The organism is Lactiplantibacillus sp. C232, from assembly GCF_023806725.1.
GTDB classification, from domain to species: Bacteria; Bacillota; Bacilli; order Lactobacillales; family Lactobacillaceae; genus Lactiplantibacillus; species Lactiplantibacillus plantarum.
In genome coordinates, this window is sequence record NZ_JAMSKZ010000003.1 from 31,928 (window position 1) to 52,487 (window position 20,560).

19 protein-coding genes and 1 pseudogene are annotated in these 20,560 nt (G+C 38.8%); 16 read left to right on the forward strand and 4 right to left on the reverse strand.

Going from position 1 to position 20,560, the window contains the following annotated elements; all coding sequences use genetic code 11:
* Positions 1–52 precede the first annotated feature (52 nt).
* The 12 genes from MZO41_RS04235 to MZO41_RS04290 all read left to right on the forward strand — a co-directional run bounded on the left by MZO41_RS04235 (position 53) and on the right by MZO41_RS04290 (position 13,403).
* Positions 53–463 carry a YueI family protein gene (locus tag MZO41_RS04235; RefSeq protein WP_003642937.1) on the forward strand — a complete coding sequence of 137 codons (411 nt, stop codon included), beginning with the start codon at positions 53–55 and terminating at the stop codon, positions 461–463.
* A 318-nt stretch (positions 464–781) separates the two neighbouring features.
* Positions 782–2,593 carry a pyruvate oxidase gene (gene spxB, locus MZO41_RS04240; RefSeq protein ID WP_003642936.1) on the forward strand — a complete coding sequence of 604 codons (1,812 nt, stop codon included), beginning with the start codon at positions 782–784 and terminating at the stop codon, positions 2,591–2,593.
* Between the two features lie 172 nt (positions 2,594–2,765).
* Complete coding sequence (locus MZO41_RS04245) at positions 2,766–3,191, forward strand: Rrf2 family transcriptional regulator (protein WP_003642935.1); 426 nt, start codon at positions 2,766–2,768, stop codon at positions 3,189–3,191.
* An 81-nt stretch (positions 3,192–3,272) separates the two neighbouring features.
* Positions 3,273–5,027 (forward strand): thiamine pyrophosphate-dependent enzyme, encoded by a 1,755-nt coding sequence (locus MZO41_RS04250; protein ID WP_003642934.1) that lies wholly within the window; start codon positions 3,273–3,275, stop codon positions 5,025–5,027.
* Positions 5,028–5,053: 26 nt separating this feature from the next.
* Positions 5,054–6,154, forward strand: a complete 1,101-nt coding sequence (locus tag MZO41_RS04255; protein ID WP_003642933.1) for a lactate oxidase — start codon at positions 5,054–5,056, stop codon at positions 6,152–6,154.
* Positions 6,155–6,790: 636 nt separating this feature from the next.
* Positions 6,791–7,024 carry a hypothetical protein gene (locus MZO41_RS04260; protein WP_003642932.1) on the forward strand — a complete coding sequence of 78 codons (234 nt, stop codon included), beginning with the start codon at positions 6,791–6,793 and terminating at the stop codon, positions 7,022–7,024.
* A 390-nt stretch (positions 7,025–7,414) separates the two neighbouring features.
* Positions 7,415–9,529, forward strand: coding sequence for an ATP-dependent protease ClpL (gene clpL, locus MZO41_RS04265; RefSeq protein WP_003642931.1), 2,115 nt, complete (start codon positions 7,415–7,417; stop codon positions 9,527–9,529).
* Between the two features lie 367 nt (positions 9,530–9,896).
* A complete protein-coding gene (locus MZO41_RS04270; protein WP_013356063.1) occupies positions 9,897–10,493 on the forward strand; it encodes an accessory gene regulator AgrB in 597 nt (198 codons plus the stop codon).
* Complete coding sequence (locus tag MZO41_RS04275) at positions 10,474–10,602, forward strand: cyclic lactone autoinducer peptide (protein WP_003643585.1); 129 nt, start codon at positions 10,474–10,476, stop codon at positions 10,600–10,602. Before MZO41_RS04270 ends, MZO41_RS04275 begins: the two co-directional genes overlap by 20 nt.
* A gap of 9 nt (positions 10,603–10,611) precedes the next feature.
* On the forward strand, positions 10,612–11,874 hold the full coding sequence (locus MZO41_RS16970; RefSeq protein ID WP_003642929.1) for a sensor histidine kinase: 1,263 nt from the start codon (positions 10,612–10,614) through the stop codon (positions 11,872–11,874).
* On the forward strand, positions 11,867–12,610 hold the full coding sequence (locus MZO41_RS04285; protein ID WP_003643584.1) for a LytR/AlgR family response regulator transcription factor: 744 nt from the start codon (positions 11,867–11,869) through the stop codon (positions 12,608–12,610). The genes MZO41_RS16970 and MZO41_RS04285 overlap by 8 nt, the downstream gene beginning before the upstream one ends.
* A gap of 355 nt (positions 12,611–12,965) precedes the next feature.
* A complete protein-coding gene (locus MZO41_RS04290) occupies positions 12,966–13,403 on the forward strand; it encodes a Spx/MgsR family RNA polymerase-binding regulatory protein (RefSeq protein WP_013356062.1) in 438 nt (145 codons plus the stop codon).
* A 157-nt stretch (positions 13,404–13,560) separates the two neighbouring features.
* Here MZO41_RS04290 and MZO41_RS04295 read toward each other — a convergent pair.
* Positions 13,561–15,015: pseudogene (locus tag MZO41_RS04295) on the reverse strand (catalase).
* A gap of 345 nt (positions 15,016–15,360) precedes the next feature.
* Between MZO41_RS04295 and MZO41_RS04300 the strand changes: the two are divergent.
* The 3 genes from MZO41_RS04300 (at position 15,361) to MZO41_RS04305 (ending at position 16,500) form a co-directional block, all read left to right on the forward strand.
* Positions 15,361–15,606, forward strand: coding sequence for a GlsB/YeaQ/YmgE family stress response membrane protein (locus tag MZO41_RS04300; RefSeq protein WP_003643582.1), 246 nt, complete (start codon positions 15,361–15,363; stop codon positions 15,604–15,606).
* 16 nt (positions 15,607–15,622) lie between these two features.
* Entirely contained in the window at positions 15,623–15,757 is a 135-nt protein-coding gene (locus tag MZO41_RS16775) for a hypothetical protein (protein ID WP_003643581.1), read from the forward strand.
* A 194-nt stretch (positions 15,758–15,951) separates the two neighbouring features.
* The gene (locus tag MZO41_RS04305) at positions 15,952–16,500 is read left to right on the forward strand and encodes a folate family ECF transporter S component (RefSeq protein ID WP_003642923.1); all 549 of its coding nucleotides are present in this window, start codon (positions 15,952–15,954) and stop codon (positions 16,498–16,500) included.
* Positions 16,501–16,695: 195 nt separating this feature from the next.
* Here the strand turns inward: MZO41_RS04305 and MZO41_RS04310 are convergent, their stop codons facing one another.
* The gene (locus tag MZO41_RS04310) at positions 16,696–17,067 is read right to left on the reverse strand and encodes a TIGR02328 family protein (RefSeq protein ID WP_003642922.1); all 372 of its coding nucleotides are present in this window, start codon (positions 17,065–17,067) and stop codon (positions 16,696–16,698) included.
* A 467-nt stretch (positions 17,068–17,534) separates the two neighbouring features.
* Between MZO41_RS04310 and MZO41_RS04315 the strand changes: the two genes are divergently transcribed.
* Positions 17,535–18,740 carry an NAD(P)/FAD-dependent oxidoreductase gene (locus MZO41_RS04315; protein WP_013356060.1) on the forward strand — a complete coding sequence of 402 codons (1,206 nt, stop codon included), beginning with the start codon at positions 17,535–17,537 and terminating at the stop codon, positions 18,738–18,740.
* Positions 18,741–18,878: 138 nt separating this feature from the next.
* Here the strand turns inward: MZO41_RS04315 and MZO41_RS04320 are convergent, their stop codons facing one another.
* Entirely contained in the window at positions 18,879–19,565 is a 687-nt protein-coding gene (locus MZO41_RS04320) for an N-acetylmannosamine-6-phosphate 2-epimerase (RefSeq protein ID WP_013356059.1), read from the reverse strand.
* Positions 19,566–19,598: 33 nt separating this feature from the next.
* Positions 19,599–20,477 (reverse strand): N-acetylneuraminate lyase, encoded by an 879-nt coding sequence (locus MZO41_RS04325; protein ID WP_003646215.1) that lies wholly within the window; start codon positions 20,475–20,477, stop codon positions 19,599–19,601.
* Between the last annotated feature and the right edge of the window lie 83 nt (positions 20,478–20,560).

Genomic DNA, 20,560 nt, shown 5'->3' on the forward strand with positions numbered 1-20,560 from the left:
TGGATCTTCTTTTGTCTTTTATACAGAAATTTTTGCTTAATGAGGTGTGAGTATGCAAGGTAAACGACCAGATTTAGATCAACGAATTCAGAATGCAGTGTTTGGGTTACCCTTAGTGAGACCCGATGAACAGCATCGTTGTTTAGGTACTTTTTATGAACGTATTGAGTTGCGAATTTCGTTTGCTGAAGCGTTAAAGTATAACTGTAGTGGCGTCTTACAGCGCCTTTTGAAAGAAAACAGCAAATATCAATTGTTAATAAATGGTCAGCTTGATATGGATATCATGGGGCAATATATTCAATCTGCAAAACAAAATGGTGTGTTATTTGCAATTAGAAACAGTCAGTATTACCGTGCAGATTCGAATAGTGCTGCAGTTATTTTATGTGCTGATCATGCTTTGAATCGGGATACAGTAGATGTGCTAGAGCGTTATCCACAATTAAATAAGGACGTATGAAACAAAAATAGTAGTGTGAGGCGAAGAATGGCTAGCTTCTAAACATGCAGACATTGTTGGAAGTATGCCCCTGTAAAACATACACTAATTACTAAAATTGTTTAAAAAACGAATGTATGAGATACTAATTTTCAACAGTGATGGTGGTTCATCGAGGTAAGCAGACTAGCGCTGTTGTTGATCTAAAATGCATTTGAATCGTGATTAAGTGGTAAAAAGCACTAGTTTATGATCACTTGAATGTAAGCGTTTGCTGTGGTAATATTCGTTTATTAAGTTGCGCGTAATTAAATTGTGCATGAAATGGGGGGCTTTATTATGGTTATGAAACAAACAAAACAAACTAACATATTAGCAGGTGCAGCAGTTATTAAAGTTTTAGAAGCTTGGGGAGTAGATCATTTGTATGGTATTCCTGGAGGTTCAATTAATTCGATTATGGACGCATTATCAGCAGAAAGGGATCGAATCCATTATATTCAAGTACGGCATGAAGAAGTTGGTGCAATGGCCGCCGCTGCTGATGCTAAGCTAACGGGTAAAATCGGGGTTTGCTTCGGCTCAGCGGGACCTGGTGGCACTCATCTTATGAATGGGTTATATGATGCGCGTGAAGACCATGTCCCTGTTCTAGCGCTTATTGGTCAATTTGGCACTACTGGGATGAACATGGATACGTTCCAAGAAATGAATGAGAATCCGATTTATGCGGACGTTGCAGATTATAATGTAACAGCCGTCAATGCTGCCACGTTGCCACATGTTATTGACGAAGCAATTCGACGCGCCTATGCGCACCAAGGTGTTGCGGTTGTGCAAATTCCAGTCGATTTACCATGGCAACAGATTCCAGCTGAAGATTGGTATGCTTCCGCTAATAGTTATCAAACGCCGTTATTACCAGAACCTGACGTTCAAGCAGTGACGAGATTGACACAGACTTTACTCGCAGCTGAACGGCCACTTATTTACTATGGCATTGGAGCTCGTAAGGCTGGTAAAGAACTCGAACAATTGAGTAAAACGTTGAAAATTCCATTAATGAGTACGTATCCAGCTAAGGGGATTGTCGCAGATCGTTATCCAGCCTATTTGGGTTCTGCTAATCGAGTGGCACAAAAACCGGCGAATGAGGCACTTGCGCAAGCTGACGTTGTTTTATTTGTTGGTAATAATTATCCGTTTGCAGAAGTTTCCAAAGCGTTTAAAAATACGCGTTATTTCTTACAAATTGATATTGATCCAGCTAAGTTAGGTAAACGACATAAAACAGATATTGCGGTACTTGCTGATGCACAAAAGACGCTGGCTGCAATTTTAGCACAGGTATCTGAACGGGAGTCGACACCTTGGTGGCAAGCCAATTTAGCCAATGTTAAAAATTGGCGGGCTTATCTAGCTTCATTAGAAGATAAGCAGGAAGGGCCTTTACAAGCATATCAAGTGCTACGTGCGGTTAATAAAATTGCGGAGCCTGATGCAATCTATTCGATTGATGTTGGTGATATCAATTTGAATGCGAATCGACATTTGAAATTAACGCCATCCAATCGGCACATTACTTCTAACTTATTTGCTACGATGGGAGTTGGTATTCCGGGAGCAATTGCTGCCAAACTTAATTATCCTGAGCGGCAGGTGTTTAATCTGGCTGGTGATGGTGGCGCTTCGATGACCATGCAAGATTTGGCGACGCAAGTTCAATACCATTTACCAGTGATTAATGTTGTTTTCACCAACTGCCAATATGGATTTATCAAAGATGAGCAGGAAGATACTAATCAGAATGATTTTATTGGCGTTGAATTCAATGATATTGATTTTAGTAAGATTGCCGATGGCGTGCACATGCAAGCTTTTCGAGTTAATAAGATTGAGCAATTACCTGATGTTTTTGAACAAGCCAAAGCAATCGCTCAGTATGAACCAGTTCTGATTGATGCGGTGATTACAGGAGATCGGCCACTGCCTGCTGAAAAGCTTCGTTTAGATTCGGCAATGAGTTCGGCAGCTGATATTGAAGCATTTAAACAACGGTATGAAGCTCAAGATTTACAACCACTTTCAACTTATTTAAAACAATTTGGCTTAGATGATTTGCAACATCAAATTGGACAGGGTGGGTTTTAAATTCAGCTACTATCGGTGTCTTGAATAAGTTTTATTGAATTAATGGAGATTATCAAATAATCTTATGTTGCGATTAGGGAAAGAAGCCTAACTTATTTCCTTAATCGCTTTTATGTTCATGCTAGATGTGCTAAAATAAGTAACAATAGAGATGGATATGGGAGGTGTCTAGATGGCTAATACACAATTAAGTGATGCGACGCATATTATGGCATATATTGCGTTGCATACTGATGACCAGCTGAAAAGTGAGCATATTGCTAGTAGTTTAAATACGGATCCTACCATGGTCAGAAGAATGATGAGTAAGTTAAGAAAAGCAGGCTTGTTAACTTCGGTTCGTGGCGTTGCTAGACCAACATTAGCTTGTTCGCCCAATGATATTACCTTGAAGGATATCTATGTAGCAGTGGTGGCTAAGCGTAATTTTTTAAACGTTGACCATAATACTTCGGAGACGTGTCCGGTCGGGTCGGTAATTCCGCGAGTGATGGAAAAATACTACTGTGATATTCAGAATAGTGCTGAGGCACGTATGTCGCGAGTGACGCTGCAAGATATTATTGATGACATTAGCGCTGTTCAACAACAAGCATAATTTAAGATAAAGACTTGACAAGGATCAAGTTTTTATTTAGGATATGGTTGTGCTTAAAAAAGTAACAACAAAAAGAGGGTAATGGAAATGACTAAAATTAAAGCAGGACAAGCATTGGCACAAGTGTTGGTCGACTGGAACATTGATCATATCTATGGTATTACAGCTGACTCGATTAATAATACGGTAGATGGGTTCTACCAAGAGAAAGACCACTTGAAGTATATTCAAGTACGTCATGAAGAAGTTGGTGCTTTAGCTGCCGCGGCAGATGCTAAATTAACGGGGACGATTGGTGTTAGCTTTGGTTCAGCAGGACCAGGCGCCGTTCATCTCTTGAACGGATTATACGATGCCAAGATGGATCACGTACCGGTGCTAGCTTTAGTCGGTCAATCAGCAACATCCATTATGAATACGAACTTCTTTCAAGAAATGAACCAAGATCCAATTTTTGCAGATGTAGCCGAATTTCATAAACAAGTGACAACGGCTGAACAGATTCCATACGTGGTTGATGAAGCAATTAGATCAGCATACGCGACCCGTTCGGTTTCTGTTGTTATCATTCCAGATGATTTGTCTGGTCAAGATATTGAGTTTGATGGTTTTAAAACGGCTTCACTTAGCGGCAGTCAACAGGTCTTAATGCCGAAATCAGATGATGTTCAGCAGACGATAGCGGCTTTGAAAGCTGCTCAACACCCTGTTTTATGGATTGGTAAGGGTGCCTATAATGCGCGTCAAGAAGTTATCGCAGTTTCTGAAAAATTTAGTTTGCCGGTTTTGTCGACGGCTCCAGCAACTGGTATTATGCCAACTGACCATCCTAATTTCATGGGCTCTCGCGGTCGACTAGGAACTAAACCCGCCTTTGAAGTCTCGCAAGCGGCAGATCTAGTTTTGTTTGTTGGTACTAACTTTCCGTTTGCACGTTACTTGCCACAAGGAATTAAGTTTATTCAAGTCAATAACAATTTAGCAGATTTAGGCAAACAACATGATGCTGATATTACTGTTCTTGCAGATGCAAAAGAATTTTTCCAAGCATTACTTCAATCCGAAGTGACAATTAAGCCAACTAAGTTCTTGAAAGCTGCTCAACGTGATAAGCAAAACTGGAACCGGTGGCTCAAGACAATTGCTACTGATGATCAAGGAGGGTTGACGGCTGAAGGGGTGCTAGAAGCTATTAAAGACAATGCTACTGATGATGCCGTCTTTGGTCTGGATGTTGGGAATAATACGGAATGGGCAATCCGACAGTTACCATTGAATAAGCAACAGACTTTTACGATGTCGGCTTGGTATGGCACGATGGGTTTTGGTTTGCCAGCAGGTTTGGCCGCCCAATTGAATTATCCTAAGAAGCAGGTTTGGAGTATTTCTGGTGATGGTGGTTATGCCATGGTGATGCCAGACTTACTAACGGAAGTTAAATATCATTTGCCAGTCATTAACGTGGTTTTAGAAAACAAAGTATTAGGCTTTATTCAACATGAAAAGTTACTCGCTAATCAGGCGCCGTATGGGATTGACTTGATTGGTGCTGATTGGGCCAAGATGGCAGACAACATGGGTGCGATTGGTTTTAAAGTGACTAACCTTAAAGAGTTGAAAGCAACGTTTCAGAAAGTTACTCAACTACAGCAGAATGGTAATCAACTACCAATTGTGATTGATGCAAAAATTAAAAATGTTGATCCAATTGATACTAGTTTTGTTCCAGTAGATCCAGAAAACTTTGATGCAGATACGATTGCTAAGTATCGTGAACGATATGGTATCGCTGAAGCGGATCAACCGGCACTTAGCCAATTATTAAATGAATTATAAAGGGTTATGTAAAGGAGATTAGTATAATGACAGTTATTAATGGATATGAACAGAGTGATCGTGAGCAAAAGTTAACGATTTTAAATTTACCATCATTGGAAGCAGCTGCTAAAAAGATCATCCCGAGCGGAGGCTTTGGCTATATTAGTGGTGGGTCAGAAGACGAATGGACTTTAAAGCAGAATACAATGGCCTTTAACCATGTTCAAATTGTGCCACGAGCATTGACGGATATGGAACAGCCAAGCACACAGACTCAAGCTTTTGGCATAGATCTCAAAACGCCTATTATGATGGCTCCAGCGGCCGCTCAAGGATTGGCACATGCACGGGGTGAAGCTGCGACTGCTGAAGGGATGGCTCAAGTTGGGGCACTTATGGCTCAGAGTACTTACTCTTCAACGTCAATTGCAGATACTGCCGCAGCTGGTAAAGGTGCGCCCCAATTTTTCCAATTATATATGAGCAAAGATTGGGATTTTAATCAGAGTTTACTGGATGAAGCAGTGAAGGCTGGTGCTAAGGCAATCATTTTGACAGTTGATGCAACAGTTGACGGTTATCGTGAAGCTGATATTATCAACAATTTCCAGTTTCCAATCCCAATGGCTAACTTGACTAAGTTCAGCGAAGGGGATGGTAAAGGGAAAGGTATCATGGAAATCTATGCTGCTGCGGCGCAAAAGATTAGCCCGGCTGATGTTCGGCGTATTACGGAATATACGAATTTACCAGTTATTGTGAAGGGGATCCAGTCACCAGAAGATGCCTTGTTAGCAATCGGGGCTGGTGCTCAAGGTATCTATGTTTCAAACCATGGCGGTCGGCAATTAAATGGTGGTCCAGCTTCCTTTGATGTTTTACACGAGATTGCGCAAGCCGTTAATGGGCGCGTCCCAATAATTTTTGATAGCGGTGTTCGGCGTGGCTCCCATGTCTTTAAGGCGTTAGCCAATGGTGCAGATCTGGTGGCACTTGCTCGGCCGATTATCTATGGATTAGCATTGGGTGGTGCGCAGGGTGTCGCTTCCGTAGTGAGTCACCTTAATGATGAGCTGTTGATCGATATGCAACTAGCGGGAACTAAGACGATTGAAGATGTTAAACGTGCTAAATTACTTAGGTAGTAGAAGTAATGCTGAATATAATGTCTGAAATGAATTTAAAATACCTGATATAATAACACTTTAGCGTTGGTTTTGGTGGAAGTAAATTCTGCTGAGATCAACGCTTTTTATTGTAATAGGAAGATGTTCTGAACAGAAATAGCTGAGAAACTAAGACACTGATTGACGAATTGAAGCTATGCCGGCGTTGAAGTTAGGATATTGTCTTAAAATGCACAAAAAGCGTCCTAAAGCACCCAGCTGAGTTTTTCAAGTCTTAAAACGGTTATTCAGACATACTTGGCAATAGTATACTGTACACATGCGCACATGCGCGCATACCAGTTTTATTTAGGAGGCTGAATGTTTCATAATCTAGTTATGATGACAAGGTTGTAATCATGAGTTTTGTTGTGAGTTATTTTTCTCATAAATTAACTTCAAAGTTTCATAGTAATTAGGATATTTAGAGATCGATTTTTGATTAGTAACCATCAATGCATATTATACTGAGCTGAACATGAATACTAGTTATTTAGTTTTTACTGAATAGCTGACTCCTTAATGTGGACTTACGCCGTCAACAATGAGAAAAACAAACACATAGATTCACTGACGAATAAATAAACCTGAATTCTTTGAACGGGAGACTTTAATTTGAGTGTTGAAAATAATTATTGTAAATTACAACAAGCGCATGATCAAAAATGTCGAGTCTCATTACGGTTTTATAAAACAAATGGGCAGATGGCCGAGACAGTTGGCTATGTCACTACGATTGTACCGAAAGCAATTGCATTTATGGCAATTACTGGTCATCGGCACCTTATCCAACTCAATAGAATCATTACTGTGAGTTTACAGTCCCAAGACCGCCGTTACGTCATGTAATATGTTTTGGTTTATGATTTTACACGTGTGTCATGATTGCTAGTATTGATATTTAAGTGGCAATATTAACGATAACTAGTTGGCCTTAACTTGATACTGGGTGTGCTTTTTGAGTCGCAGTCTCTTAAATTAAAATTGGTCTGGAAAGTAACTTGTTAATTCAAGTTCTTTATCAAGGGCTATTAAATAGGGAACCTTGTAGGGAAATCAATTCATTTTATGAAATTGATTTCTCTTTTGTTTAAACAAAATTATTCTAATTATTTCTAATTGATTCTATAAGCACTTTACTTAACGATACATAAAAATCGTGATACGATTCAGTTGTAGTTTTAAAGGATATTATGGTCACTAAGTTACACATATAAATTTTTATGGAGGTGTTGTAATATGGCAAATTTCTACGGAAATGATCCTTTTTTTAACAATGATATGGATGATGTTTTCAATCAATTATTTCGGCGCATGGATAATCAAAATTCGGAGCGTGCACGGTATTTAGTTAATGGACAATCGCTGACACCGGATGAGTTTGCTCAATACCGAGCAACTGGTAAGCTACCCCAAAATAATAAAACAATAGAAGTATCTAAAGATGGTAAACAGGCTGTTAAAAAAGGGGGGATTTTAGAAAAGTTAGGGACTAATTTGACGGAACAGGCTCGTGATGGATTACTAGATCCAGTGATTGGACGTGAGAATGAGATTCAAGAAACTGCAGAAATTTTGAGTCGTAGGACGAAAAATAATCCAATCTTAGTTGGTGATGCTGGTGTAGGTAAAACTGCAGTCGTCGAAGGTCTGGCACAAGCAATTGTGGCTGGTAAAGTTCCAGAAACGATTCAAGATAAAGAAATCTATTCGATTGATTTATCGTCTTTGGAAGCAGGAACTCAATATCGCGGTTCTTTTGAAGAAAATATTAAACAGCTAGTAAAGGAAGTTAAAGCAGCTGGTAATATTATTCTATTCTTCGATGAAATTCATCAGATTATCGGCACGGGCGCCACTGGTGGTGAAGATGGTGGCAAAGGATTGGCTGATATCATTAAACCTGCTTTGTCACGTGGCGAGCTGACTGTAATCGGGGCTACGACTCAAGATGAATATCGCAATACTATTTTGAAAAATGCGGCTTTGGCACGGCGATTCAATGATGTTGTGATTAATGAACCGACGGCCGCTGACACTTTACGTATATTACAAGGTGTTAAAAAGCTGTACGAAAAGCATCATCATGTTGTATTACCAGATGATGTTTTGAAGGCGGCTGTGGATTATTCAATCCAATATATACCACAACGCACTTTGCCAGATAAAGCTATCGATTTGATCGACATGACTGCGGCTCATTTAGCGGCTAAAAATTCGCAAACTGATGTTGAGACATTGGATCAACGCGTTAAAAAATTAGAGGCAGCTAAGGAGGCCGCCGTTAAATCGGAGGACTTTACAAAAGCCGCTGATATCAAGAAGTCGATCGAGGAAACCAAGCAAAAAATTAAAAAAACGGATCAAAAAGAAAAAATCACTGCCACGATTGATGATGTGGCACAATCGGTTGAACGTTTAACTGGTATACCAGTTGCTGATATGGGCGCTAATGATATTGAGCACTTGAAAAATCTTGATAAGCGTCTGAAAAGTAAGGTAATCGGTCAAGATGAAGCGGTTGAAATGGTAGCGAAGGCAATTCGGCGTAACCGTGCGGGCTTTTCAGAGGGTGATCAGCCAATTGGAAGTTTTCTGTTTGTGGGCCCAACTGGCGTAGGAAAGACTGAATTAGCTAAGCAGTTAGCCTTAGATATGTTTGGAAATAAAAATGCGATTATTCGGCTAGATATGAGTGAATATGCTGATCGTACAGCTGTGTCGAAATTAATTGGTACCTCGGCTGGATACGTAGGCTATGAAGATAATGCTAATACTCTAACTGAACGGGTTCGGCGTAATCCATATTCCATTGTATTATTAGATGAAATTGAAAAGGCTGATCCACAAGTATTAACGTTACTGTTACAAGTGATGGATGATGGGCGCTTAACGGATGGACAAGGCAATGTCATTAATTTCAAAAATACGATTATTATCGCTACTTCTAATGCTGGCTTTGGTAATGAAGCATTAAGTGGTGACAAGCAACGAGATCAGTCATTAATGGATAAGTTAGCACCATTTTTCCGCCCAGAATTTCTGAACCGATTTAATGGAATCGTGGAATTTTCACATCTGACTAAGCAAGACTTAAGTCAAATTGTCGATTTGATGTTGGCGGATGTACAAAAAACGTTAGCCAAAAAATCCATCAAACTTGAGGTAACTAAAGCGGCCAAAGATTGGCTGATGGAACAAGGCTATGATGAAGCAATGGGTGCGCGGCCATTACGGCGAGTAATTGAACAACAAATTCGTGACAAGGTAACGGATTTCTACCTTGACCACTTAGATGTCAAAAACTTGAAGGCTGATTTAGTGGATGCTGAGATTGTGATATCGGCAGCTTAGCTTAAATCAGTGTTCATAAATAACTTTATGTAAGAGGAGATTGCTTGATAGATCTCCTTTTTTCGTTGATTTTCACCATTTGATATTAATCTATTGAGTAATGTGAATTAGTGAAATTAAGTCTAGTTTGACTTGTAATCTAAGGAAAAATTAAGGGGGAGTATCGATGAAACTGATTTATATTAACGATCTTTTTATATGAAACTTTAGTTTCGTATGAATAATTAAACTGATGTATCTTTAAATGTTTATTTCTAGTCTTAAAACAATATTGAATAATTAATCTATTTATGTATTCTTTTCAATTAATTAATACTGTTTTAAACTGTTGATACAGGTATGTATTTGAGCATTATAGGAGTGGGATATGGAAAAGCCAGAACAAAAACTATTGCTTTATAAATTAAGCGACCGGTTATTCGCTGCGATTCAAAAGAATCTTCAACTAGAAAGACGGCAGGCATTACTAGTTAAACTAGGCATTGATACTGTATTAAATGTTATTCCTAAGCTGATAATTACTATTATCTTAGCGTTGCTGCTACACGAGTTGGTCCCAGTGTTAGTTTTTATGGGTAGTTTTTTAGTTTTGCGTGGCTTTGCCTATGGACGTCACTTGGAATCGGATTTGTTATGTACGATATTAACTATCTTTGTGTTTGTGGGTGTGCCGTATGTGATTGGAACTGGTATTTCTGAAGTATACAGATTGTTATTAAGTTTAATATTTGTAATAATCATAAGTATTTTTGCTCCAGCTGATACGGTAAAGAATCCTATTACATCGAAGTCATTGAGAAAAAAATTAAAGCGACGGGCAATTGGATTGTCATTAATTTTGAGTTTGTTACAAATAGTTAGTAATAATTATTTTGGCACAATCATTTTAATTGCGATGGCATTAGCCGCTTTATTACTAATGCCCTATGAAAGGAGGGAAAATTATGAAAGAAAAAATGTATAAAGTACTTAGCCATCTTTTTCAATACGTAGGTACTAAACAGTTGGTTATGTGCTGCCATGGGATATTATTCGAAACTAAAATTCCTGATGAATTAAAAAGCAAGGATTAGTGTAGATATATGTTAATGATTGTCTTCCAAGAATTATCTATCTATTTGATAATTAAATCTTTGTTGAGAAATATATTTTTTGTGAGACTTTTTGATGTTATATTCTTATCCGTCTGTATGCTGATGAGTTATATTTTTTTAGCAAAGTTAGGAATTAGTTTTTCTTTTTTAATGTTAATGATGTTTATATTTTTCACTTGGTGGTATGTACGAGTTCTAAGCGGTGCACTATGTATAACATTTCAAGTGTTCATATGGTCGATTATGGTTGACCATATTTGTGATATATTAACTCGTTTAATGAAAGTTCCTAATGGGTATGTGGTAGTGTTTGTCATATTGAGTGTCGTAAGCTTAATTTTTCTTAATATTGTAATGGATCGCACGAATTTCAGTCCCACGTTTAGTAATCAGAGCTTAAATCGCATAACCGCACTATTATTAATGATAATATACTTGTATATTATGTTGAGTGAAGGTCTGGAAAATCAGTTCCAGGTTATATTAAGTAATTTAATTATATTGTCAGTTGTAATGGGGTTAGTATTGGTGATTTATAACGAATATTTAAAAAATGTAAGAGCCAAATATGAAGTCCAAAAGCAAAGAATACAAATACAAAATGATACTCGCTATATGAATGAAATCGAAGCTCACTATAATGAGTTGCGACGTTTCAGACATGACTATCAGAATATGTTGATTTCGATAGATGAATATTTGAAAACTGATGATTTAGAAGGTTTACAAGAATATTATCAAAAGAATCTTGCACCGGTTTCAAATCGGGTGTTAAAAGAAAAATATAATCTTGAAGATTTGAGTCGGGTCAAAGTGAAGTCGATTAAGAGTATCCTATTTAGTAAGTTGAGCTATGCACAATCGCAAGAGATTGAAGTTCATTTTGATTTAAAGGAACCATTAATTGACATTACTGTTAATGAATTGGATTTAGACATTGCATTAGGAATTATGTTGGATAATGCAATTGAAGCATCGGTAGGACATGCTGATGGAGAGATTATGAGTGCCATTTTTATCGAAAAAAATAGTACGGTGTTCTTGATTCAAAACAATGTTTTTGAACAGTTACCACCCTTATGGAAGCTGAAAGAGGCAGGTTATTCCACTAAGGGCAAGAATCGGGGGATTGGATTGAATAGTTTAAGTAAGATTGTTAATCGCAATGAGAACATGATACTCGAAACCAGAGTCTTAGGAGCGGTATTCTTACAACGCTTGACGGTGAAGCGAGTATCTCAGAATGATTAGTGTCTACATTTGCGAAGATGATCCGAAACAATTACAACAAATACGGCAAATCATTACTAAGGTAATCGTCGATCAACAGCTAGACATGAGTATCTGTTTAGCATGCCAAGATCCCCACGAATTGTTAGACAAGGTTAATGCACAGCAGCCTCAAAAGGCAATCTATGTGTTAGATATTGCCCTTAATTCAGATATTAATGGTATTCAACTAGCTAGCCAGATTCGTGACATGGGCCGGCGCAGCAAGATTATTTTTATCACGACACACACGGAGTTATCTTTGATGGTGTTTCAATATCAAGTTGAGGCATTAGATTTTATTCTTAAGGATTTTCCAGATTCCTTGTATGAGCGATTTAGCAAGGTTTTACACGTGGCACAAGATCGTTTTCAAACCGATGAAAATGACCAAGACGACTATGTTCAAATAAAAATTGGTGAGACGGTCAGATCAATTAATGTTAAAAGCATTATATTTTTTGAAAGTTCAACCAGTCCCCATAAAATCGTAGTCCATTTGGATGATGGTGAATTAGAATACTATGGACTGTTAAAGGACGTTCCTGATTTGAGTCCTAATTTCTATAGATGTCATAAGTCATATGTTGTTAACTTGAAACGCATTAAGTCATTGGACAAGCACTTGCGACGATTAACCATGGCAAATGGTGAAAAAGTGCTTTGTTCTGCACAAGCTAATCGTTATCTAGCTAAATGGCTTGCTAAAAAGTCATAATAGTTCCAAGGAAGTCGCCTGCCAAATTAGTAGGCGACTTTTTATGTGCTACGTGATGAAAATTCAGCGTTATTCGATTAGAAATTGCAGTGGTATTTGTCAGCATTACGTGTACTGGGTTCGTTCTTTCCTAAACCGTTTAAAAGTGTACTTAAAACGATTATCCTTAGATTACTCGTCTTAAAACGGTCGGTATGTCCCTTGTTCAGAGCCTATAATAAAGATGTGTTCACGGGGTATTGGATTGGTCATGACAGTAACGAATGCGTTTAGTTTAAAGGATGTTGTGACAGGCAGAAGTTAATGTCGATCAATACGCTGTGATGAATTTTAACGAGAGAGGGGCAGATTAGGAATGATTAGGTTATATACACAATCAAGCTGTCATTCTTCTAGAGTTGCACGGCAATGGTTGGAAGCACATGGGATTGAGTTCAAGGAGAAAAATTTTAGTGTTGATTCGCCCACGGTGCAAGATCTAAAACGTATTTTGAGTTTAACCGAACATGGTGTAGACGATATTATCTCAGCTCGATCTAAAGACTATCCTGAAATTGCGCCTAAGTTACCCGAAATGCCATTGAATGAGGCACTTAAATTGTTGTGTGATCATCCGAAGTTGTTACGTCGGCCTATCATCATTAGTGATAGTAAAATTCAAGTTGGCTTTAATGAAGATGATATTCGCCAATTTATTCCACGACCAGTTCGGCGACTAAAGTTCAATGCATTGTTGAGTCGTCTAGATGGTAATACAGGGGATTACATTATTAATAAAAGGATGGTCGAGTAGTAAGCTATATCTAAGATTTTTTGTTAATTAAAGAGCGACGGGCTAGACTTACACGATATGAGTCTAACCTGTCGCTCTTTAGTTAATAACCATGAGACGGCATCATCATTCTTTATAACAAAAATAATATCGCGATGGATAACATCCGGTCAAAATATTAATCACTGATAATATCAGCAATATTCATTCCCAGAGCATTAGCCACGCGTGTACCGTAGTTTTTGTCGGCCTCATAAAATTGCTTGATTTCGAGTTCTTTGACACCAGGCAAAGTAACTTGGCCTAACGCATCTTTGATAGTATTAATTAAGCGTTCTTGCTCGGGTTCTGACATTAAGCGATATAGGTCGCCTGCTTGAGTTGTGTAATCAACTTGATAGCGATAAGGCTGTGCGCGTGTTTCACCACGAACAGAATCAGGTGAAAGTGCGGCATCCGGCACCTCTTCTGGCCCATGAAGTGCATTAGGCTCGTAGTTGACCTCAGCACCTTGATTATTAATTTTCATGTAACCATCACGTTCATAATTATGAACTGGAACAACCGGCTTGTTCACGGGTAAATCTTCAAAGTTGGCACCTAACCGATATCGCTGTGCATCTTTATAGGAGAATAGGCGACCTTGTAGTAATTTGTCGGGAGATGGTTCGATACCAGGAACAAAATTTGCTGGCGACATGGCCGCCTCTTCAATATCGGTAAAGTTATTAGTGGGATTCTCATTTAAAGTTAGTTAGCCGACTTTAATTAGTGGATAGTCTTTGTGGGAGATGACTTTAGTGACATCAAAAATGTCCCATTTATAGTTTAGACCTTCCTCATATGGCAAGATTTGGACATACATCGTCCATGATGGGTAATTTTTTTCTTGAATTGCATCATATAAGTCATCTTGTAAATAATCTAAATCTTGGCTCATTGCTTTTTCAGCTGCTTGAGCAGTCATATTTTTAACGCCTTGGTCTGAGATGAAGTGATACTTAACCCAAAACTGTTCGCCATTCTGATTAACCCATTTAAAAGTATGGGAACCGTAACCATTCATGGTTCGATAGGACGCAGGAAGTCCTCGGTCGCCCATTAAATAAGTGACCTGGTGCAATGATTCTGGAGAATGAGCCCAAAAATCCCATTGCATATTTTGTGTACGACGGTTCGTTTTAGGATCCCGTTTTTGTGAATGGATGAAGTCAGGAAATTTTAAAGGGTCGTTTACAAAAAAGACCGGTGTGTTGTTTCCAACGAGATCATAATTGCCTTGCTGAGTATAAAATTTTAAGGCAAAACCGCGCACGTCTCGAACGGTGTCAGGATAACCTTTTTCACCGGCAACTTGTGAGAACCTTAAGATTACGGGAGTTTTCTTACCGACACCATTAAATAAGTCTGCCTTAGTATATTCCCCCATGTCGTTTTCAAGTTCAAAAAAACCTTTTGCTCCGGCCCCCTTAGCATGAACGACCCGTTCTGGAATTCGTTCACGATCAAAATGGGCTAGTTTTTCCAAAAGATTATAGTCTTGCATTAATACGGGACCACGAGCTCCTGCCGTTTGGGAATGTTCATTGTTAGCCCATGGTTGGCCGGTTTCCGTCGTTAATTTTTCTGTCATTTTAATCGCCCTTTTCACGTAAATTACAAGAAAGCTCTTGCACAATTTAAACGCTAACACCTTAACAGAGTGACTTCAATCATTATGCACAGTTAAGTTAATCGTTCATGTGGCGTAGTTTAATTTTAATCAGCTATCAAGCTGTTTGATATTTTCTAGGCCACCCGGAATCGTCACATGAGAAATAGTAGCGACCCATTTATTAAATAATGTGTTATATTTGTCTATCATTATCGATAATTGTAAAATGATAATTATAAGAAGTAATCATTTATGAATCGGCTTAAATATTCGTGTAATTCTATTATTGTATTTAAGCGGGTTAATAAGTCTAGGAGGGATTTTATGCATTGGTTATGGGTTTTGATCATTGGTGCTATTATTGGTGCAATTGCAGGTGCTATTACTAATAAAGGTAAATCGATGGGGTGGATTAGTAATATTATTGCCGGATTGGTTGGATCTGCAATTGGGGAAGCTCTTTTGGGATCATGGGGACCACAATTAGCCGGAATGGCAATTGTTCCTTCAATTATTGGTGGTGTGATTGTTGTTGCGATAACCTCATTTGTTCTGACACGGATGGATTAGTAAGGAGATGATTGCGATGATTAAAAGCATTTTAAAGTTTTGTTTAGCTGCAACCTTAATCGTAAGTGGTGTTCTTATTGGTGGGACCGTACTTACTGCTAAGGGAATTGATAACTTGGGTGATAAATTACAAGATAAGTTACATGGATAAAAATTAATTTTACAATGAGCCACTGATGGGTGTACTAGTTGACCTGTTAGTGGCTTTTAGTATGAGTAATATCATTGAGTTCAAGGAACTAAATCAAGAGCGACGATTTTAAACCACCTTCAATCGAATAAAAGTAATATTTACTTTTATTAAGAATGAGGGTATGATTAAAATCAAAAAAAGAGGATTGTCCTATGTCTAAACTTATTGCGAAAAATGTTTTTCAGTTGCCAAAAATGAATTTATTAGTGCTGACTACATCGGCTTTCTTATTAGCCTTAGACGTTATTTTATACAAAATTGCTATCGGACCAGCGTATTTTCAATTATCTTTTGGCTTTTTGTCTATGGCTTGTATTGGTTATCTATATGGTCCCATTTGGGGTGGTCTCTTGGAGATGATCTCCGATATATTAAGCTTTACTATTTTTGGTTCCGGCGCGTTTCAGATTGCCTTTTTGTTAACTGCATTTTTAGGGGGATTTATTGACGGTTTGTTTTTATATCGTAAATCAGTCAATTGGTTATCCGTTGTGATGACGCAAATACTTGTAATGATTTTTGTTAGTCTGATGATGGACTCATGGCTGATTTCAGTACTATTTGGCACTAATTTTAAAGTGTTATTGTTGGGAAGATTGGCACGCGTCATCATTCAGATACCATTACAGGTGATTGCTATTTTTTACTTCATTAAGGCGTTAGAAAAACGACACGTTTTTGATAGAATGGGGCTTAGATAACATCGATGGATGCCACAAAAAGAGGTTGAACATGGTATGAAATGCGCTACAATCGTTAAACAAATAAGTCTAACTTTTCTATTGCACTTCAAGTCTAGTTCAACTTTTTTTAATATTAACTGGCCTTATTATGACTGCGGAAAAACAATTTGGGTATCGATGGTTGAGTTGGTACCCAGCAAAATAAAAGAGCGGCTATGTGGTGGGCATGATAATTCCCTTAGCAGCTAAATTGCGGACACATTCTGCTAAGTAGCTGGCGTTGTGTTCTGGATAGATTGGTGTTGTTAATGCAATAGGAGTGAGGTGATCATAAGGCGGGCAAAACTGCCCACGATAATTTGGATCATACCATATTTTATTAGGATGATAGCCGCGAAGTTGCATTTCATCCATCACTAATACATGAAATTGATACAACTTGTAAGGGGAATATTTGAAAACATAATTAACGGTTGCATGATTTTTACCCCAACCATTGCCTCTCAATGCGGCAAGCTCACGGTGTTGACCTAGTAATTGTTGTCGTGGTAATTGATGGATTAATTGTTCATGCCATAGACGCATAGGCCACACTCCCTTATCGAATTTTAAAATTAACAGGTGAATATTAAAAGGACCAACTCATCATTATGATGCCGAATATACTGATACTTTTGAACGGGTGATGATTGTAAACGACGGATAGTCAAAGTGAATATTCGCAATTATTATAGCATAGCGAATTGATCAATAGTTTAGTACAAGATCAAAAAAAACGGCCATAGCAACAACTGATATGATCAAACATTCCTTAGAATGCTTACCTTGAAAGTTGGGTTGAGTAATTAAAAATAACATTATTTTATGTTGTGTTAGCAGCAGTTCTAAATTTTGATCACAGCGGTGTTTGATAGATGTTTGGCGGTATGCAAATAAAATTATTGTTCTGATAAAAGGAATCAATGATTAATAATCTTGAGCGTCATTTTTCGAATCATGGCGTTTTTATATTACAATGGTCCTAGAAAAAGTAAAGTTATGGAGGCGATTAAATGAGTGATTTGGATCAGACAAACAATTATCGATACGTCATTGTTGGTGGCGGAATGGTTGCTGGCTATGCCATCAAGGGAATTCGACAGGAAGATCCAGAGGGCGCAATCTTAGTTATTTCGCAAGAGGCGGATGTTCCGTATGAACGGCCGGCACTGAGTAAAAAGCTATGGCTAGATGATGAGTTTACTGAAGAGAACATTCGGATTGGTGCTGAAAATTATCCTAATGTGACTTTTAAGTTCAAGACAACGGTTACGGCTATTAATCGGCAAGATAAGGTCATTACATTGACTGATAGTGAGCAAATCAAGTATGAACAGCTATTGCTGGCAACTGGCGGAGAGCCTCGACAAATCCAGGGACCTGCTGATCCACATGTGCTAGTCTTTAGACAGTGGTCAGATTATCGCAAGTTACGTAAATTTAGTGGTCCGAACAAGCGAGTTGTGATCATTGGTGGTGGATATGTTGGTACAGAGCTCGCATCGTCACTGACTCAAAATGGGACTAAAGTTACGATGATTTTTCCAGAAAAAGCGCTGGGCGAGGGTAAATTTCCTGAGTCCATTCGGGCTGAGTATGAAGCAACGTTCAAACGTAATGGTGTCACACTGATGAGTGGTCAGTTTGTCCAATCATATCAACGCCAAGGTGATCATTTGATTCTATTGACAAAGGATGGTACGGCGATCGCAGCCGATACGATTATTGTTGGGTTAGGTGTCACGCCGCGGATTAGTTTGGCTGAAGATAGTAGTTTGGATTTAGCTGATGGTGGTGTGAAAGTTAATGAGTATCTCAATACTAGTGACCCAGCCATCTGGTCTGCTGGAGATATTGCCTCTTATCCAGATCACATCTTGGGTCGGCAACGGATTGAGCACGTGGACCATGCCCGACTTTCTGGTGAATTAGTTGGTCGTAATATGGCAGGTGCTCACATGAGCTATCAACATACCCCATACTTCTATTCCATGATTTTTGATATTTCCTGGCAAGCAATCGGTAATATTGATCCTAAATTGCAATTGATTTTTGATCGGCGAACGCATGGATCGCTTGTCTATTTCATAGATGCCGGTAAGTTAGTTGGTGTTTTAGTTTGGAATGTTAAGGTGAACCTTGATGATGTTCGCGCATTGCTTGCGAACGCTCCAGCCACGGATGATTTGGTAGGTTCCATTCGAGAGCAAGAGGGATAGTATCTGGATGAGACATTTGCGCTATTGTGAATATACGTCAGGACAAATCGACCATCATTAACGATGATTCAGTAACAAATGAAAAGTCAGCCGTAAGTTATTTTGCTTACGACTGGCTTTTATTTTTAATGTCTAAAATTATAAGGCGCTAATGAAGCGTTGTGCGATTTCGAGTGGCCGGGTGATGGCGCCCCCGACAACGACCGCGTGGCACCCTAAGTCAAGGCAACGTTTCATCTTCTCGGGCGTATCCACCTTACCTTCAGCGATAACAGGGCGTGATGTGGCTTGGAGGACTTCCTTTAAGTAGGCGAAGTCATTATCAGCAATGTTGGCACCAGTCGTGGCTGGTGTGTAGCCGTGCATCGTGGTCCCAATAATATCAAAGCCTAACTTATCCGCTACTTTGACGTTCTCGATGGTATCAGTATCAGCCATCAAGAGGGTATCAGGGAATTCTGTTCGCATGGTGGCCACAATCTCTGCCAATTTTTCACCGTTAGGACGCGGCTGACCCGTGACATCGCAGGCAACTACGGCACAGCCCGTAGCAGCAACGGCTCGCATCTCTTTGATTGTTGGCGTGATGTAAACAGGTGAGGCGGGATAGTCGACTTTGCTTAAACCAATGAGCGGTAGATCAACTTCGTCTTGAATGGCCTGAATATCAACAACGGAATTAGCGCGAATACCCGCGGCCCCAGCTTCCTTAGCGGCAAGGGCCATTCGTGACATAATAAATGAACTATGCAGTGGTTCATTAGGTAACGCCTGACACGAGATAATTAATGATCCCTTAACTGTATTTAAGAATGTATTTTTCATAAAAAAGACCGCTTTCTACTAGTATAAATTAGATTAGTTCTTGAAGTATTTTTCGTAAATTGCCGTAGCTCCTGCTTCCATTTCAGGGGTTGGATGGCTCATTGGTTTCTTAACGTAACCGGCATCAACACCCATATGTTTCATGACCAATTTAAGCGTTGGATAAATGTCGTTGGCAATTAAATCAGTAATCATATCGTTACTGATGTTTTGCAGTTGACGTGCTTTGTCAATATCGCCAGCTTCAAAAGCGTCCATTTCCTCACGAACACGTGGTGCATTTAAGTTATACGTTGAGCCGATGCAACCGTCGACATTCAATGCAAGGGCAGGCAAAAGCATCTCGTCAAATCCAGATAAGATGAGTTTGTCTGGAAAGGCATTGCGTACCCGTTCAAGTAAGTAAAAGTCTGCGTTGGTGTACTTGATTCCGATGATCTTTGGATTTTCAAAGAGTTCCGCAAATTGATCGGTTGTTAAGGCAACACCAGTTAAAGCAGGGATGGAATAGATTAATAATTTGTTGTCAACATCTTTAAGGATTTCGTTGTAGTAGTCTTTGATTTGTTCAAAAGTAAAGTTGTAATAGAAAGGCGTTACGGCTGATAATTTCGGATAGCCAAGATCAGTCGCAAACTTAGCGAGTTCTTTAGCTTCTTTTAGATTTAGTGAGCCAACTTGGGCAACTAAGTCAATCGCACCGTTTGCTTCATCATAGACGGTCTCCATGACTTGTTTCTTTTCGTCAGTATTCAGCATGAAGGCTTCACCAGTACTACCACAAACATACAAGCCATCAACCTTATTGACGTCAATGTTGTAGCGAACGAGAGCACGGATGCCATCTAAATTAATATTACCGTCTTTGTCGAAGGCTGTCATTTGTGCTGCATATAATAGTTTTTTACTCATAAGTATAAAACTCCTTAAAATTTATTTTTTGATGGATTTGTAATAATCATCTCAAAATTCAACCGCTTACAGGAAATACTATA

Excerpts from the sequence above, each read along its gene's own strand:
- MZO41_RS04275 (WP_003643585.1), top strand. The coding sequence starts at position 10,474 with ATGAAAGAAAAAATGTATAAAGTACTTAGCCATCTTTTTCAATACGTA.
- MZO41_RS04310 (WP_003642922.1), bottom strand. The coding sequence starts at position 17,067 with ATGCGTCTATGGCATGAACAATTAATCCATCAATTACCACGACAACAA.
- MZO41_RS04305 (WP_003642923.1), top strand. The coding sequence starts at position 15,952 with ATGTCTAAACTTATTGCGAAAAATGTTTTTCAGTTGCCAAAAATGAAT.
- MZO41_RS04255 (WP_003642933.1), top strand. The coding sequence starts at position 5,054 with ATGACAGTTATTAATGGATATGAACAGAGTGATCGTGAGCAAAAGTTA.
- MZO41_RS04325 (WP_003646215.1), bottom strand. The coding sequence starts at position 20,477 with ATGAGTAAAAAACTATTATATGCAGCACAAATGACAGCCTTCGACAAA.
- MZO41_RS16970 (WP_003642929.1), top strand. The coding sequence starts at position 10,612 with ATGTTAATGATTGTCTTCCAAGAATTATCTATCTATTTGATAATTAAA.
- MZO41_RS04315 (WP_013356060.1), top strand. The coding sequence starts at position 17,535 with ATGAGTGATTTGGATCAGACAAACAATTATCGATACGTCATTGTTGGT.
- MZO41_RS04285 (WP_003643584.1), top strand. The coding sequence starts at position 11,867 with ATGATTAGTGTCTACATTTGCGAAGATGATCCGAAACAATTACAACAA.
- MZO41_RS04300 (WP_003643582.1), top strand. The coding sequence starts at position 15,361 with ATGCATTGGTTATGGGTTTTGATCATTGGTGCTATTATTGGTGCAATT.
- MZO41_RS04245 (WP_003642935.1), top strand. The coding sequence starts at position 2,766 with ATGGCTAATACACAATTAAGTGATGCGACGCATATTATGGCATATATT.
- clpL (WP_003642931.1), top strand. The coding sequence starts at position 7,415 with ATGGCAAATTTCTACGGAAATGATCCTTTTTTTAACAATGATATGGAT.
- MZO41_RS04250 (WP_003642934.1), top strand. The coding sequence starts at position 3,273 with ATGGAAATGACTAAAATTAAAGCAGGACAAGCATTGGCACAAGTGTTG.
- MZO41_RS04320 (WP_013356059.1), bottom strand. The coding sequence starts at position 19,565 with ATGAAAAATACATTCTTAAATACAGTTAAGGGATCATTAATTATCTCG.
- MZO41_RS04290 (WP_013356062.1), top strand. The coding sequence starts at position 12,966 with ATGATTAGGTTATATACACAATCAAGCTGTCATTCTTCTAGAGTTGCA.
- MZO41_RS04235 (WP_003642937.1), top strand. The coding sequence starts at position 53 with ATGCAAGGTAAACGACCAGATTTAGATCAACGAATTCAGAATGCAGTG.
- MZO41_RS16775 (WP_003643581.1), top strand. The coding sequence starts at position 15,623 with ATGATTAAAAGCATTTTAAAGTTTTGTTTAGCTGCAACCTTAATCGTA.
- MZO41_RS04270 (WP_013356063.1), top strand. The coding sequence starts at position 9,897 with ATGGAAAAGCCAGAACAAAAACTATTGCTTTATAAATTAAGCGACCGG.
- spxB (WP_003642936.1), top strand. The coding sequence starts at position 782 with ATGGTTATGAAACAAACAAAACAAACTAACATATTAGCAGGTGCAGCA.